9 protein-coding genes and 1 tRNA gene are annotated in these 14,709 nt (G+C 46.6%); 5 read left to right on the top strand and 5 right to left on the bottom strand.

Annotated elements, in window-relative coordinates; translation table 11 throughout:
- Window positions 1–22: 22 nt before the first annotated feature.
- Entirely contained in the window at window positions 23–1,825 is a 1,803-nt protein-coding gene (locus tag OCV77_RS06855; protein WP_262574216.1) for an ABC transporter ATP-binding protein, read from the bottom strand.
- A gap of 1 nt (window position 1,826) precedes the next feature.
- Entirely contained in the window at window positions 1,827–2,759 is a 933-nt protein-coding gene (locus OCV77_RS06850; RefSeq protein WP_262574489.1) for a glycoside hydrolase family 113, read from the bottom strand.
- Between the two features lie 133 nt (window positions 2,760–2,892).
- Between OCV77_RS06850 and OCV77_RS06845 the strand changes: the two genes are divergently transcribed.
- Complete coding sequence (locus tag OCV77_RS06845) at window positions 2,893–3,804, top strand: AraC family transcriptional regulator (protein ID WP_262574215.1); 912 nt, start codon at window positions 2,893–2,895, stop codon at window positions 3,802–3,804.
- On the opposite strand, the gene hydE is transcribed toward OCV77_RS06845, so the two are convergent.
- Genes hydE through OCV77_RS06830 form a run of 3 tightly spaced genes read right to left on the bottom strand, consistent with a single transcriptional unit; the run spans window position 3,768 to window position 6,486 of the window.
- Window positions 3,768–4,799: a [FeFe] hydrogenase H-cluster radical SAM maturase HydE gene (gene hydE, locus OCV77_RS06840; RefSeq protein WP_262574214.1), complete on the bottom strand. Its 1,032-nt coding sequence runs from the start codon at window positions 4,797–4,799 to the stop codon at window positions 3,768–3,770. The genes OCV77_RS06845 and hydE overlap by 37 nt on opposite strands.
- Window positions 4,800–4,805: 6 nt before the next feature.
- Window positions 4,806–5,675: a 16S rRNA (adenine(1518)-N(6)/adenine(1519)-N(6))-dimethyltransferase RsmA gene (gene rsmA, locus OCV77_RS06835; RefSeq protein ID WP_262574213.1), complete on the bottom strand. Its 870-nt coding sequence runs from the start codon at window positions 5,673–5,675 to the stop codon at window positions 4,806–4,808.
- Between the two features lie 13 nt (window positions 5,676–5,688).
- The gene (locus OCV77_RS06830) at window positions 5,689–6,486 is read right to left on the bottom strand and encodes a TatD family hydrolase (RefSeq protein ID WP_262574212.1); all 798 of its coding nucleotides are present in this window, start codon (window positions 6,484–6,486) and stop codon (window positions 5,689–5,691) included.
- Window positions 6,487–6,606: 120 nt separating this feature from the next.
- Here OCV77_RS06830 and OCV77_RS06825 point away from each other — a divergent pair.
- The 4 genes from OCV77_RS06825 to OCV77_RS06810 all read left to right on the top strand — a co-directional run bounded on the left by OCV77_RS06825 (window position 6,607) and on the right by OCV77_RS06810 (window position 14,709).
- Window positions 6,607–6,679, top strand: a tRNA-Lys gene (locus OCV77_RS06825).
- A gap of 147 nt (window positions 6,680–6,826) precedes the next feature.
- Complete coding sequence (locus tag OCV77_RS06820; RefSeq protein ID WP_262574211.1) at window positions 6,827–9,565, top strand: tetratricopeptide repeat protein; 2,739 nt, start codon at window positions 6,827–6,829, stop codon at window positions 9,563–9,565.
- 21 nt (window positions 9,566–9,586) lie between these two features.
- Window positions 9,587–11,503, top strand: a complete 1,917-nt coding sequence (gene glgB / locus OCV77_RS06815; RefSeq protein ID WP_262574210.1) for a 1,4-alpha-glucan branching protein GlgB — start codon at window positions 9,587–9,589, stop codon at window positions 11,501–11,503.
- 95 nt (window positions 11,504–11,598) lie between these two features.
- On the top strand, window positions 11,599–14,709 hold the full coding sequence (locus OCV77_RS06810) for a DUF6240 domain-containing protein (protein WP_262574209.1): 3,111 nt from the start codon (window positions 11,599–11,601) through the stop codon (window positions 14,707–14,709).

Below are 14,709 nucleotides of genomic sequence, written 5' to 3'. Positions count from 1 at the left end.
CAGATTTAAGAAGTAAGCAAAATCAAATCTGTAAGTTCTTCAGGCGGTAAAATTCGCCCTTCAGAGCCATTAATTCTTCATAGGTTCCGAATTCTTTAATACCACCGTTTCCTACAACAGCGATCCGGTCAGCATCACGGATTGTCGATAGTCTGTGTGCCACGATCAGAGTCGTGCGGTTCTGCACCAGATTGTGGATTGCCTCCTGGATCTTTTTTTCAGAGATCGTATCAAGTGCAGAGGTGGCTTCGTCCAGAATCAGGATCCTGGGATTCCGTACAAAGGCTCTGGCGATGGAGATCCGCTGTCTCTGACCGCCTGAAAGGCTGTTGCCATGCTCTGTGATCTGAGTATCCAGTCCTTCTGGAAGAGAAGCGATCAGCTCCTCCAGGTTGGCTGCCTTAACCACCTGGTTCATCAGCTCATCAGAAATATGGTTCATACCATAGGTGATGTTATCCCGGATCGTCCCGGAGAACAGGATCGACTGCTGTGGTACGACAGCAATATGGGAACGGTAGCTTTGGAGGTTTAAGGTATTCAGATCCATACCGTCAATCAGGATCCGGCCTTCTGTAGTTTTGATAAAGCCGATAACAAGATTCAGGATCGTAGTTTTTCCGGCACCGGAGCCACCTACGAAGGCAACTGTCTCACCGGGTCTGATATGGAAGCTGACATCCTTAAGGACAGGTGATTCGGCATCGTAATACTGGAAGGCCACATGGTCAAAGGTGATGTCACCGGTAAGCTCCTGGATCTTCTGTTTATTCCGGTTATCCTCCACGTCATGACAGAGCAGGATATCACCGACAGAATTGACGGACTCAAGTCCCTTGGAAATAATGGGAAGCAATGTAATGATCCCGGATACCTGATTGACAATAGAGGAAAAGTAGGTCTGGTACATAACTACTTCACCGACGGAAATACTTCCCCTGGAAGCAAGATAACCGGTAAACGCAAGGCACAGTACCTGGAACAGCTGGAATGCAACCCAGCTTATTGAAGAAAAGTAGGTCTGGATCATGTCCAGCTTCAGCCCTTTCTGTGCTACATTGCTGAGCTGATGGTCGATCTTGGAGGTTTCCTGCTTTTCCAGGGCGTGGGCTCTGGTAACCGGGATCAGCTCCACCATTTCCATGACCCTGACAGAGGTTTCCTCCATTTCCTTACGGAAATCGGAGTTGTACTGCTTGATCCTGCTTTTGAAGGAAACCATCAGAAGGACAGCAACCGGGATCGTAGCCAGGAAGAACAGGAAGACCGTCAGGCTTTTAAAGATGACAACGCCAAAGGCCACAATAATATTAAGCAGAATGCTGAGTACACTGATAAAGATCTGCGAAGACAGGGTTTCGATCTGCTCCACGTCACGCATGATCTTGGACTGAAGACGGCCGGACTGCATTTCATTATGGTAGGAAATGGAAAGCTGCTGCAGCTTCCTGACCAGAGAGCTTCTCAGCTCCTGTTCTACGCTCCTGACAGTTTTGGCATATAGCCAGGTATGCAGATAATTAGTAAAAATGTTCTGTATCATAAAGAAAGACATGAACAGCGCATTAACCAGGATTTTCATACCTGCGTTGTCAGGTCTTTCTGTTGCTATATTGATGATATTTGCCGTTACAATGGGAAGAACCCAGACAGGCGAATGCTTGATGGCAAAAAATACAATGGAAAGAAACAGCTTTCCGTAATATCCCTTATAAATGCTGAGAAGTATTTTCAGGCTGTTGCCTTCGTTTCTTTTAAAAGTCTCCAAAAGTGCTTTTTCAGAAGCATCCAGGTCGATGTCCTCTGGTCTTGTAAAGTCAATCATGTCAGTTCATTTCCTTATAATAGTGATGTACGACTTCCAAAGCAGGCTTTCCGTAAATTTCATAGCCGGTATTGGCTGCAGCTCCTGATAGAGGATATTGCTTTGCAGCCCAGTCCCATATACAGAAGCCTCTGACAAAGGGGCGCTTTTTGCAGGCCTCAAACATGGCCTTGTACCACGAAGCCTGTTCGTCAGGAGCAGCCTCCCCACGGATGCACCAGTCGTTGGGAACGAGAAAGGAGCCTTTGGTAGACATGCAGCCGCACTCTGCGAAGAAAAAGGGCTTGTTAAATTTTTTTACGACCCTTTCAATCCGGTCAAGCTGATTTTCCCAGTCATTTACAGGGTAATAGCCGCTTGAAGAGATCACATCCACGCAGTCCCACCAGGTAACATTGTCTTCCTGATATTTGTCTGTATTATAAGAAACCGGTCCGTGATAGACCTCTTTGATATCAGATATCAGCTTTCGCCACTCAGCATCCCGGTGCTCACTCATGACCATCTCGCAGCCTGCGATAAACATTGCGCAGCCACTTTTTTCAGCAAGGGCTGCATAATGAAGCTGAAATGCGGTGTAGGAGGCAAACCAGTTACTCCACTTAGGTTCACAGGGAACATCCTTGTCGAAAAAGCTGATGTGGGCCCGCCAGGTTCCGTTCATGCAGTTGACAGTGGGCTTTAAGGCTACTGAAAGACCAAGGCTGTGAGCATATTCAATGATAGAAAGAAACTCTTCATCAGTGGCATTGGCCTGCGTTTCACGAGCAATGGTTTCTGACTGAGGGGTTTCCTGAAGTCCGTTTGGAACAAGAATGATCAAGTTGGCACCTGTCAGCTTTTTCAGATTGCGAAGACTTGCTCTTGCGGCTTTGGTATCCAGCTTTCCTCTGCGGGAAAAGGGGGCAAAGGTAATGCCCTTGATCATCTGCATCAGTTCCATATCGGACTCCTTTTTACAAAATTATACTTTCTGAAACAGTAAAAATATAGCACTTTCCTTGTCTGTCCGGTATAATATAGTCATGTGAAAATTGTATAAATCTATTTTGGAAAAGAGCAAAGAAATGCAGTATTTATTTGAATATCATGATACACTGGATTCACCTTATGAGGCATTTTTATATGATACCTCACAGATGGCATTTCCCATACGATCCCACTGGCACTATTTTATGGAGCTGATCTATATGAAAGAGGGAACGGCGCTGATAGAGTGTGATGGCTGCAATTATATTCTGGAGCCGGGGGATCTGATCATTTTTCATCCGGAGGCGGTGCATGGGATCTATGCAGTTACCAATGGACCACTGAAATATGAGGTGCTGAAATTTGATACTAACAGGCTGTATACAGAGAAAAGCTATGCGCCGAGTCTTCCCATGATCCTGCGCAGTGCGAGCAAGGATGAGCATGCAAATGTTTTTTTTCAGGAAAGTCAGCTCCGGCATCTGCCAGTGGCCTCTGTTTTTGAACGATGCAGGGAAGAACTTGAGAAAAGAGATTATGGTTATGGGATTATTGTCCATGACAGGATCTGTGATCTGATGGTAGGACTGATCCGTATCTGGAGAGAAAATGGTTTTGATACGGATAAACTGGCCGGACAGCCAAGGGAGATCAATTCCTTCCGTGATATCACGACTTACATAGATGCACATGCCGGTGAGCCTATCCGGGTGGAAGAACTGGCAGACCGGTGCAATATGAGCTATTCTTATTTTGCTAAAAATTTCAAGCAGTATTATGGACGTTCCTGCAAGGAGTATATTGAGCTGATCCGGATCAGTAAGGTGGCAGATATGCTGCTGTTCACAGATTTTGACTTAAGCTATATCAGCCAGGAGACCGGGTTTTCAGATAGCAGCCACCTGATCAAGACCTTTCGGAAGTGGAAGGGGATGACGCCGAAGCAGTACAAGCAGCAGCACGAAAAGGGATATCAGCGGAAATCTCCTCTGTCTGTGACGACCTCATAGCCAATGCCTTCCATGCGCCGCTGCATACAGCAGCGGCATTCAGCAGCTTCATCACCGGTGCAGATCTTGTTATCATAGAGAAGATATTTGCCCCGTACATCTGTGGGGGAAAGATTTGGCATGACCACATTGGCACCGGCCTGTATGCCCATTTCCCTTCCCAGAGGATGAATGGTGCCAAGGGCAGTGGTGGCAGGCAGCAGCACATGGGGGTGCAGGAGCCTTATAATGGACAGAAGCCGCAGCGTTCTGTCGAGTGTGCCGGCGGGGCGGTCTGCAAATGGGGTATCCTTATGGGGAATGAAGGGACCGATGCCTGTCATTTCCGGCTGCAATTCCAGAATAAACATAAGATCCTCATAAAGACTGTCCATGGTCTGGAAAGGAGATCCTACCATAAAGCCACATCCGGTCTGGTAGCCGATTCTTTTCAGTGTCCTGAGACAGTTTTTTCTGTGGGAAAGAGACATTTCCTCAGGATGGAGCTTTCTGTAATGCGTTTCATCGGCAGTTTCATGCCGGAGCAGATACCGGTCAGCGCCGGCGTCAAAGAAGCGCTGGTAGCTTTCCTCTGACTTTTCACCAATAGAAAGTGTGACCGCACAGTCCGGGTAGGAGGAACGGATCCGGGATACGACCGCACAGATCTTATCATCGCTATACCATGGATCTTCTCCGCCCTGCAGGACAAAGGTACGGAAGCCAAGCTCGTAGCCATTCTGGCAGCAGGAGAGGATCTGATCCTCTGTGAGGCGGTAGCGGTCAGAGCGCGTATTGCTTCTCCGGATGCCGCAGTAATAGCAGTCATTTTTGCAATAATTGGTAAATTCGATCAGTCCGCGGATAAAGATCTGGTTTCCGTAAACGGAGTCTGCGACTGCCCTGGCGGTTATTTTTAAACGGGTCAGAAGTGATTCATCTTCTGTAGTAAGGAGGTGGACAAGCTGATCCTTTGTAATATTTTGTCTGGTTCTGATTTCTTCGATCAATGACATCTTTATTTATTTCCTGTTTGTATAAAGAATACTGCTGAGGGCGGCAAATTCCTCCAGTGAAAGGGCTTCTCCCCGGATGGAGGGAGAAAGCTCCATTTCCAGGAGAGCCTGCTCTACAGCCTCCCTGGTAATACCGGGAAGACCTGCATGAGAAAGGCTGTTAGTCAGTGTTTTCCTGCGCTGCTGGAAGGAGGCACGGATCACGTCAAACAGAAATCTCTCATCAGGAACGGTCACGGAAGGCTTATCATGGCAGGTGAGCCGGATCACGGCACTGCCGACATTTGGCTTTGGGATAAAGCATTCCGGAGAAACGGTAGCTACGATTTCCGGCTTTGCATAATACTGGACAGCCAGGGACAGGGCACCGTAATCTTTCGTGCCGGGACCAACCTGCATGCGCTGTGCCACTTCCTTCTGTACCATGATAGTAATGCTTTTTAAAGGGACATGGCTTTCAAAAAGTCCCATAATGATAGGGGTTGTAATATAGTAGGGAAGGTTGGCAACGACCTTGATCGGTCTGCTGTTGTTTCTTTCTCTGGCAAGAGCGGCAATGTCCACCTTCAGGATATCTTCGTTGATAATAGTGACATTATTATAGGGAGAAAGGGTGTCTGCAAGAATGGGGATCAGTGCCCTGTCAATTTCTACAGATACCACTTCCCTGGCACTTTCAGCCAGATACTGGGTCATGGTTCCAATGCCGGGACCGATCTCAAGTACAAAATCATCCCTGGTGATCCCTGCGGAGGAAATGATCTTATTCAGGATATTTCCATCGATCAGAAAGTTCTGCCCGAAGCGTTTCTGGAAGTTAAAGTTATATTTTTTCAGTATTTCCAGCGTTCCTGCCGGATTTCCGAGAGTTGGCATATGGGTATCCTCCTTACTCTTTTATGCCAAAGAGCTTTCTGGCATTCTGCTCTGTGGCTGCTGTGATCTGTTCTTCTGGAAGCTTCTTGATCTCACTGATTGCTTTTATCACATAAGGAAGATTCAGGGAACTGTTCCTTTTTCCTCTGTTTGGCACAGGGGCAAGATAAGGACAGTCTGTTTCCAGAAGGATTTTATCCATCGGAAGATATTCTACCACATCAAAGAGCTTTCTGGCATTTTTAAAGGTAAGTACGCCGCCGATCCCAAAAGAAAAGCCGAGGGAAAGGAATTCCTTTGCCATTTCCAGAGAATAGGAGTAGCAGTGGACAACACCGCCAATATTTCCGGCATCAGCGGATTTCATGATATCATAAGTATCTCTGGCAGCGTCTCTGGAATGGATGATAACAGGAAGGGCGGCTTCTTTTGCCAGAAAGAGCTGGCGCTCAAACCATTTCTTTTGAATGGTACGTTCCGGATCCCCATTCCCTTCATAATAATAATCAAGACCGATCTCACCGATAGCCACTACTTTACCACCCCTTTTCACGGAGTGCCCGGTGGCAAGAGTCAGGATGTGCTGCATGTCTTCTTCTGTAAGGGCAGCAGTGCCAGAAGGATGGACGCCAAGAGCTGCATAGACAAAAGAGTACTTCTGTGACAGGGCAAGGGTAGTCTCTACGCTTTCCATATCGGCAGCAACATTGATCACAGCGCCGATGTCATTGTCCTTAAGGCTCATGAGAAGACTGTCCCTGTCCTCCTGAAAAGCCTCATCATCATAATGTGCATGGGTATCAAAAATCATAAGAAAAACTCCATTTTCAATTTTTTTAAAAATTTTTGAAAAAATACTTGCAATTCAAAAAGCATTATACTATAATAACACTTGCGTTGCAAATGATACACAAGATTTTGCAAGGGAAACGCACCGCTAGCTCAGTTGGTAGAGCACCTGACTCTTAATCAGGGTGTCCAGGGTTCGAGCCCCTGGCGGTGCACTTACAAGTACCGTTTTTGAGGACATATGAGCCTTGGGGATGGTGCTTTTTTTTGTGTCCTTTGACAGAAAGGGCATGCTATGGTACACTTAAAAAATGAAAATCGGGTTATTTTGTCCATAAATCTGAGAGCATGAGGTGAGTACCTTGGATAAGTATGAATATAAAGTACGTGCAGAAGAGATTAAATCGCTGATCGCTGACGGCGAATATGCGGAAGCTGCTAAGATTGCAGATACCATTGACTGGCGCAGGGTCAGAAGTGTGATGATGCTCTGTACGATCAGTGATCTATATAAAATCAACAGAAGATATGAGGACAGCAGGGATATTCTCCTGCTTGCCTATGAGAAGGGCGGCGGAAGGCGCCCTATTGTTTATTCACTTTGTGAGCTTTCCATTAAGCTGGAAGAATATGTGCAGGCAATCGAATACTATAAGGAATTTGTGCAGCTTGCGCCGAAGGACTCTGGCAGATACATTCTTCAGTATAAGCTTTATGAGGCACAGGAAGTCAGCCTGGAAGAGAGAATTGCAGTACTGGAGGAGCTGAAGAAAAAGGATTACCGTGAGAAGTGGGCTTATGAACTGGCATATCTTTATCACAGGGTAGGACTTGAGTCCAAATGTGTAGAGGAATGTGATGAGATGTTCCTTTGGTTTTCTGACGGCAGATATGTTCTGAAGGCGCTGGAGCTGAAAAAGCTGCACCAGCCCCTGACAGAGGAGCAGGAAGCGAAATATGAGCAGATGAAGCATACCGGCGGCATTATTGAAGCCGATATTGTGACAGAAGGAAAAGCCATTCAGGAGGAAGCCGGACAGGCGGCAGCAGAAGAGGAAGAGGATGATGAGTTCAGCAGGGAGCAGAATGTACTTACAGATCCTACCCAGGAGCTGCCGGGCAAGAGTCTGGATGAGATCGAAGTCAAGACAGTTGATGTAAGTCAGTATAATACCATCAATCTGCAGAAAGAGCTTGCGGAAAGCATGAAGGAATTTCTGGGGGTATCATCTCATGCAGAGGAACGTGAGAATGCCGTACAGAAGGAAACACAGGATGTGGAAGAAGAAGCAGAAGCTGCTGAAGCAGCAGACATGGCTGAAGCAGCAGATATCCATGAGGTAACAGCATCAGAAATGCCTGCGGAGGAACTTCCTGCAGCTTCCGGACCGGAAACACCGGCTGCTGTTAAGCAGGATACCGATGAAATGCAGCTGATCAGTGAGGATATGCTGACTGACAGTGATTCAGAAGCAGCAGATCCTGTATCTGAGGAAGTATTCTTTGGCAATACCTCTGAAGTTAAGGTAGAAGATGTGATCTCTGAGCTGGTGGAGAAGGATGCACAGACCTCACGGAATATTGCAGCCATGCAGGAGTCTGTTTCTAAAGTGGCCGACAGGGCAGAATCTCTGCAGAAGGACAGAGAAAGACTTCCGGAGGCGTCACCAAATCCGGCGATCAGTAATACGGGTGTGATCCGTACATTTCACAAGCCATCAGGTTTTGATGATATCCTTTCCCAGGAATATGACGGACAGATCAGTCTGGCTATTCCGGAGGAAGAGCAGATAGAGAAGCAGATCACCGGTCAGCTGAGTATTGATGATGTTATGGCTGAATGGGAAAAGATGAAGAAAGACAATGAGCAGAAGATGCTGCAGGAGATCAAGGAGCGCGTACACAAGCAGACGGATTCCCTGTTCTCAGACTTTGATGAGGCGACCAAGACAGGACTTCTTGAGGAGCTGGAAAAGGCCATGGTGGATGCTGCTGTGAGGGAAAGTAAGAAAAGAGCAGAAGCAGAGCGCCCCAAGGTAGTAAAGGTTTCTGATATTGATGCAAAGGAAGAGGAGAAGGCTGAAGAACAGCCGGAAGAGCAGTCGGAAAAGCAGCCGGAAGTCATAGAAGATGCTGAGATCATAGAGGAAGAGACCGGGGAAGCGGATACGTCTTTAGACGAAGAAATCCCGGCTGAGGAAGTACCAGAGAAAGAGATTGCTGAGGAAGAAGCAGCAGAGGAAAAAATAGAAGAAGAAAAAATAGAAGAAGAAAAAACGGAAGAAGAAAAAACGGAAGAAGAAAAAACGAAAGAAGAGGGAACAGCAGAGGCAGGGAATTCCTATACTGCACGCGAAATGAGCAGGAGTGAGAGAGAGCAGTTCGCTCCGTTCATCCATCACAAGAAAACAAGAAAGCAGATCGTAGAGGTAATTGATAATATCAGCCTGGCATCTTACACAGGAAATGTTGTGATCACAGGAGAAGAGGGCACAGGTACCACTGCACTTGCCAAGCTTCTTGTGAAGGAGGTTCAGCTTTCTGATAATAATTTTTCAGGCAAGGTGGCCAAAATTTCCGGGGGCAATATGAACAAGAAGGAAGTTGGAGCAACCCTGGACCGCCTCCTTGGAGGGGCGCTGATCATTGAGGGTGCAGCTTCCATGAAGAAGAATACAGTGGAATCCCTGATCAGAGAGTTGAATCAGGAAGGAAAGGGACTGATCATTATCCTTGAAGATAAAAAGGAAGCGATAGAAAAGTTCCTGACGAAATATCCGGCACTGGCAACAATCTTTAATCTCAGGGTAGATGTGGAAGCACTGGATGATCAGACACTTGTTAAATACGCAAGAAAGTACGCCCTGGAGCAGGAATATGCGATTGATGAGCTGGGTGTTCTGGCACTGCATACGAGAATTGCAGATATGCAGACCAGTGACCATGAGGTAACACTCTCAGAAATTGAAGAGATCGTGGATGAAGCGATCTATTATGCAGATAAGAAGACACCGAAGCATTTCTTTGATGTGCTGTTTGGCAAGAGATATGATGATGAGGATATGGTTGTTTTAAGAGAAAAGGACTTTATGCATTACTAAAAATCAAGGGGGTTTTTCTGCATGGAAAAGAAAAAACAGACCGAGGGAACCGTATTTATTTCAGAAGCAGACCAGTATTTATTTGCTCAGGGTACACATTATGATATTTATAAAAAGCTGGGTGCGCATCCTTCAGTGGAGAATGGAAGAAAGGGAACTTTCTTTGGTGTATGGGCACCGAATGCTGCCAGCGTACATGTGATTGGTACCTTTAACGGCTGGAACGAAGAGGCAGCACCTATGACAAAGCTTGGTGCGGGTGGAATCTGGACGGTTTTTCTTCCGGGTGTAGGAACAGGGGAGCTGTATAAGTTTCTTATTACGGCACCTTCCGGCGAGAAGCTATATAAGGCAGATCCTTTTGCCAACAGCGCAGAAATGCGCCCTGGGACTGCATCAAAAACGGTTGATATTTCCGGCTATAAATGGACAGACGATCTGTGGCTCAGGGAACGTGAGGAAAGGGACTATTATAAAGAGCCGCTGGCAATTTATGAATGTCACATCGGTTCCTGGATGAGACATCCAAGATCGGAAGAGCAGGGCTTTTATAATTACCGTGAATTTGCAGACAGAATCGTAGAATATTTAAAGGAAATGAAATATACCCATGTGGAGCTGATGGGTATTGCGGAGTATCCCTTCGATGGCTCCTGGGGTTATCAGGTGACCGGATACTATGCACCTACAGCACGATATGGAGATCCACAGGACTTCATGTATCTGGTAAACAAGCTTCACAGGAATAAGATCGGTGTGATCCTGGACTGGGTACCGGCACATTTTGCAACAGATGCACATGGACTTGGCAGATTTGACGGGCAGTGTATTTTTGAAGATCCGGATCCGAGGAAGGGCGAGCATCCAGACTGGGGTACCAAGATCTTTAATTATGGAAAGAATGAAGTTAAGAATTTCCTGATCGCCAATGCATTATTCTGGATCAAGGAATTCCATATTGATGGTATCCGTGTGGATGCAGTGGCATCCATGCTGTATCTGGATTATGGCAAGAAGGATGGCCAGTGGGTGCCGAATAAATATGGCGGGAATAAGAACCTGGAGGCAATTGAATTCTTTAAGCATCTGAATTCAGTAGTGAGGGGTACATATCCCGGATTTATGACGATTGCTGAAGAGTCAACCGCGTGGCCTGGTGTTACACATTCTATTGAAGAGGACGGTCTCGGGTTCAGCTTTAAATGGAATATGGGCTGGATGCATGACTTTTGTGAATACATGAAGCTGGATCCTTATTTCCGTAAGGATAACCATTATGCAATGACCTTTGCCATGAGCTACAATGAGAGTGAGCATTATATCCTGCCGCTTTCCCATGATGAGGTAGTCCACCTGAAGTGCTCCATGGTAGAAAAGATGCCAGGCTACAAAGTAGACAAATATGCCAATTTAAGACTGGGTTACACTTATATGCTTGGACATTCCGGCAAGAAGCTGCTTTTCATGGGACAGGAATTTGGACAGGAAAGAGAATGGAGTGAAGCAAGGGAGCTTGACTGGTTCCTTCTGGAGAATGATCTGAATAAGGGTATGCATGATTATGTGAAAGAGCTTTTGCAGATCTACCGCAAATATCCCTGCCTGTATGAAAACGATAACAGCTGGGCAGGCTTTGAGTGGCTGAACTGTGATGACAAGGACAGGAGTGTATACAGCTTCTTCCGTAAATCAGAGAATGGAAAGAATGAACTGTTATTTATTCTGAATATGACTCCCATGAAGTGGGAGAATTACGTGGTTGGAGTACCGAAGAAAAAGAAATATAAGCTGCTTCTGAACAGTGACGATACAAGATTTGCGGGAAATGGAAATGTGATCCCGAAAGAGCTTGCAGCAGAAGCAAAGCCGTGTAATAACAAGAAGTACAGTATTACATTTGATCTGCCCCCGTATACAGCAGCAATCTTTCTTTTTTAGAGGTTAAGAAAACAGAATATGTTACCGAAATAAAGGGTGAATGATATTGTCATTCACCCTTGTTTTTTGCAAATAATAGGATAAAGGAAATGAGCATGAATATTATCTTTAACGGGACAGGACAGGATCCCAAGGCCTATTTGAATAAAGACAGGGCGACAACAGGATATCAGAAGGCTGACAGTACCAGAGAGGTATGTTCGGCCGGGTTTGCATTAGACATTTCTGGCACAGTTACGGATAACAGCGCTTACGCAGGTCACGGAAGGACCGCAGAAGAGGTTATGCAGAAAGCGGGTATGGAGGATATTACTGCCCGCAGGAACTATATGGCAGTGATGTCTAATTCTGTATCTGACGAAGATTTTGCGAAGCTTCAGGAAGAAGGCTTTCATCCGGGCAGTACAGAGATCGATACGGTTGTCACCATTGTTGACAAGATAAAAGCAGCTCTGTTAAAGGGAGGTACACAGGTTGTTGGTTATACTGATACCATAGACTGTGAAAGCCTTGCTAGAATCACAGGAAGTGAGAGCTTTGCCAGAGAGCTGCAGAAGCAGTTCGCAGAGCAGGACATTCCTCTGACAGAGGGGAATATAGAGGAGACTGTAACGACCTATGAGCAGCTGTCCTCCGTTTCCGCTCTGAATGAGGACACCATACGGTATCTGGTAGAAAATCAGCTTGACATTACTCCGGAGAACATTTACTTTGCCATTCATGCAGGAGCAGCAGGAAGCGGCAGGACTGGACAGGGATACTACAGAGCCGGTGAAATGGATGGCTATTATGTAAAGAAACCGGAAACCGTGGAGTATGAAAGTCTCATGCCTCAGATTGAACAGGTGATACAGGAAGCAGGGCTTTCTGTTGATGAAGAATCTGTTTCCGATGCCAAATGGCTGATTGAAAGGGGGATACCCTTTAACACAGATAATCTGACAAAGCTGCATGAGCTGGAGAAAATGACGTTTCCCGTTTCGGAAGAGGATTTTCTGAAAGCGGCGGCAATCGCCATTTCTGATGGAAGGGCAGTGCGCAATGCTGATCTGACTGCGAAGGAGAGCCTTCTGCAGCAGGCAGTAAGAATAGAGGAAGGTACGAAGGAGCTGACAGACCGGGACGCAGACAGGATCCTGATATCAGAGCTTCCTTTTCAGCTGAAGAATCTGTTTGCAATCCATGCAGAGAGCACAGGCTTGGAAGAGACTGCAGATCAGAGCAGCAGTGATTCTCTGCAGGGAGCAGGCATGAGTGCAGACAGGCTGCAGGCCAGAAGGTATCTTGAAGAGGTACGGCTTTCCATGACAGTCAGTGCCAATTTAAAGCTTTTAAGGAGCGGCTTCCAGATTGAGACAGCTCCGATGGAAGAATTGATCCGCAGGCTGTCAGAAGCAGGGATACAGGTGGATAGAGAGCTTACAGGAGAAACTGATCCGGTAAGAGCACAGGAAAAGGCAGGCTGGTACAGAGATTCCCTGCAGGCAGCAGAAAGCCTGAGGAGAGCTCCGGCAGCAGTGGCCGCGCAGATCGAGTCAGCTGATACACTGGAGGGAGCTGCACAGAAGAGCAAAGCTGTCCGTATCTCCATGGAAAAAGCCGGTGAGAAGTACGAAGAGCTGATGACAGCTCCAAGAAAGGATCTTGGAGATTCCATAAAAAAAGCATTCCAGAATGTAGATGATATCCTGGCGGATATGGGTAAGGAGCTGACAGAAGAAAACAGGAAAACGATCAGGATCCTTGGCTATAACAGCATGGATATGACAGAAAAGAACTTTGAAAGGATCCGGGCATCAGAAAAACTGCTGCAGAATATTACAGACAATCTAAGACCGGGAGAGGTTCTTTCCATGATCAGGAAGGGGATCAATCCTCTTACCATGACGCTGGAGGATCTTTATACCTATCTGACGGGGCAGGAGCAGATGCCTGAAGAGGAGCTTGCCTCCTACAGTGAATTTCTTTATCACCTGGATCAGAAAAAGGAAATCAGTCAGGAAGAGAGAGATGCTTATATCGGTATTTACAGGCTTTTCCGTCAGATTGAAAAAGGGGATGATGCAGCACTGGGCGCTGTGGCAGATACTGGCAGGTCAGAAACCCTTGAAAATCTTTTGTCAGCTGTGAGAACGGCGAAGAAGAAGCATATGGATTATAAAATTGGTGATGGGAAAGAGGTTATCGAAGCAGGTGACCTTACAGATTCCATCATTGCGCAGATCGAGCGGGGATTTATCCATACAAGAAAAGAAATGCACCAGGCATTCACAGAGAATGATGATCCGGCGGCAGATGAGCTGGCAGAAGGGACACCGGCAGAAGGAGAAATGGCTGGAGGGGCAGAGAATTTCCGTGCAGCGGCCGCCAGCGAAGAAGAGATTTTCCGATATCTTTCAGACAATGGACAGCCTATCACGGCAGATAATCTGCTGGTGGCAGGAGAATTGCTGCGGGCACCTGCAGAACTGTTCAAGGGTATCAGGGGTTTTGAAAGAGGAACTCAGACAACTGGCAAAGCGAAGAAGGATCATGCAGACAAGACAGCCAGGGAGCCATCAGATGAAGCTGGTACAGACAGGATCAGTATAGAAGACCTTGGAGAAGAGCTATTATCCGGATTTACGACACAGGAGAGTGCAGGTAAGGCTTATGACCGCCTGGCAGATGTTCTGTCAGAGCAGATTGAAAGACAGGCCTTTGAGAACACAACAGATATCCTGGACGTAAGATATCTGCACAGTCTTTGCAGACAGGTAGGCTTTCTGAGATCTATGGCCAAAGAAGAAAATTATACCCTGCCGCTTCAGATAAATGGAGAGTTGACAGCGGTAAATCTGACTATGATCCATAAGGAGGGGGCGGAAAGTAAGGTTACTATCTCTCTGGAAACGGAAGCGCTTGGAAAGAATGCAGCGGAGTTTTCCTTTGGAAAGATGGGACTTACAGGCTGCAGCATCAGTCAGGAAAGACGTGCTGCAGAGAAGCTTTCCGGAGAGGCTGAGCTTTTCCGGCAAATGCTCTCTGAGGAAGAGATCCGGGCAGGAGACATTCACTTCATTACAGAAGAAACCCTGGATCCTGCCGGTTATGCGTTAAAGGCCGGATCTGGTAAGGAAAAAGGACAGACGGATGCAGCCCTGTACCGGGTTGCCAGAACATATATCAGTTTTATCAGACAGATAAGCAGAAAGGAATCAGAATAA

It is taken from the genome of Suilimivivens aceti (assembly GCF_025567405.1).
In the GTDB taxonomy this organism is placed as follows: Bacteria; Bacillota; Clostridia; order Lachnospirales; family Lachnospiraceae; genus Suilimivivens; species Suilimivivens aceti.
This window is presented reverse-complemented; position numbering and strand designations above follow the sequence as displayed.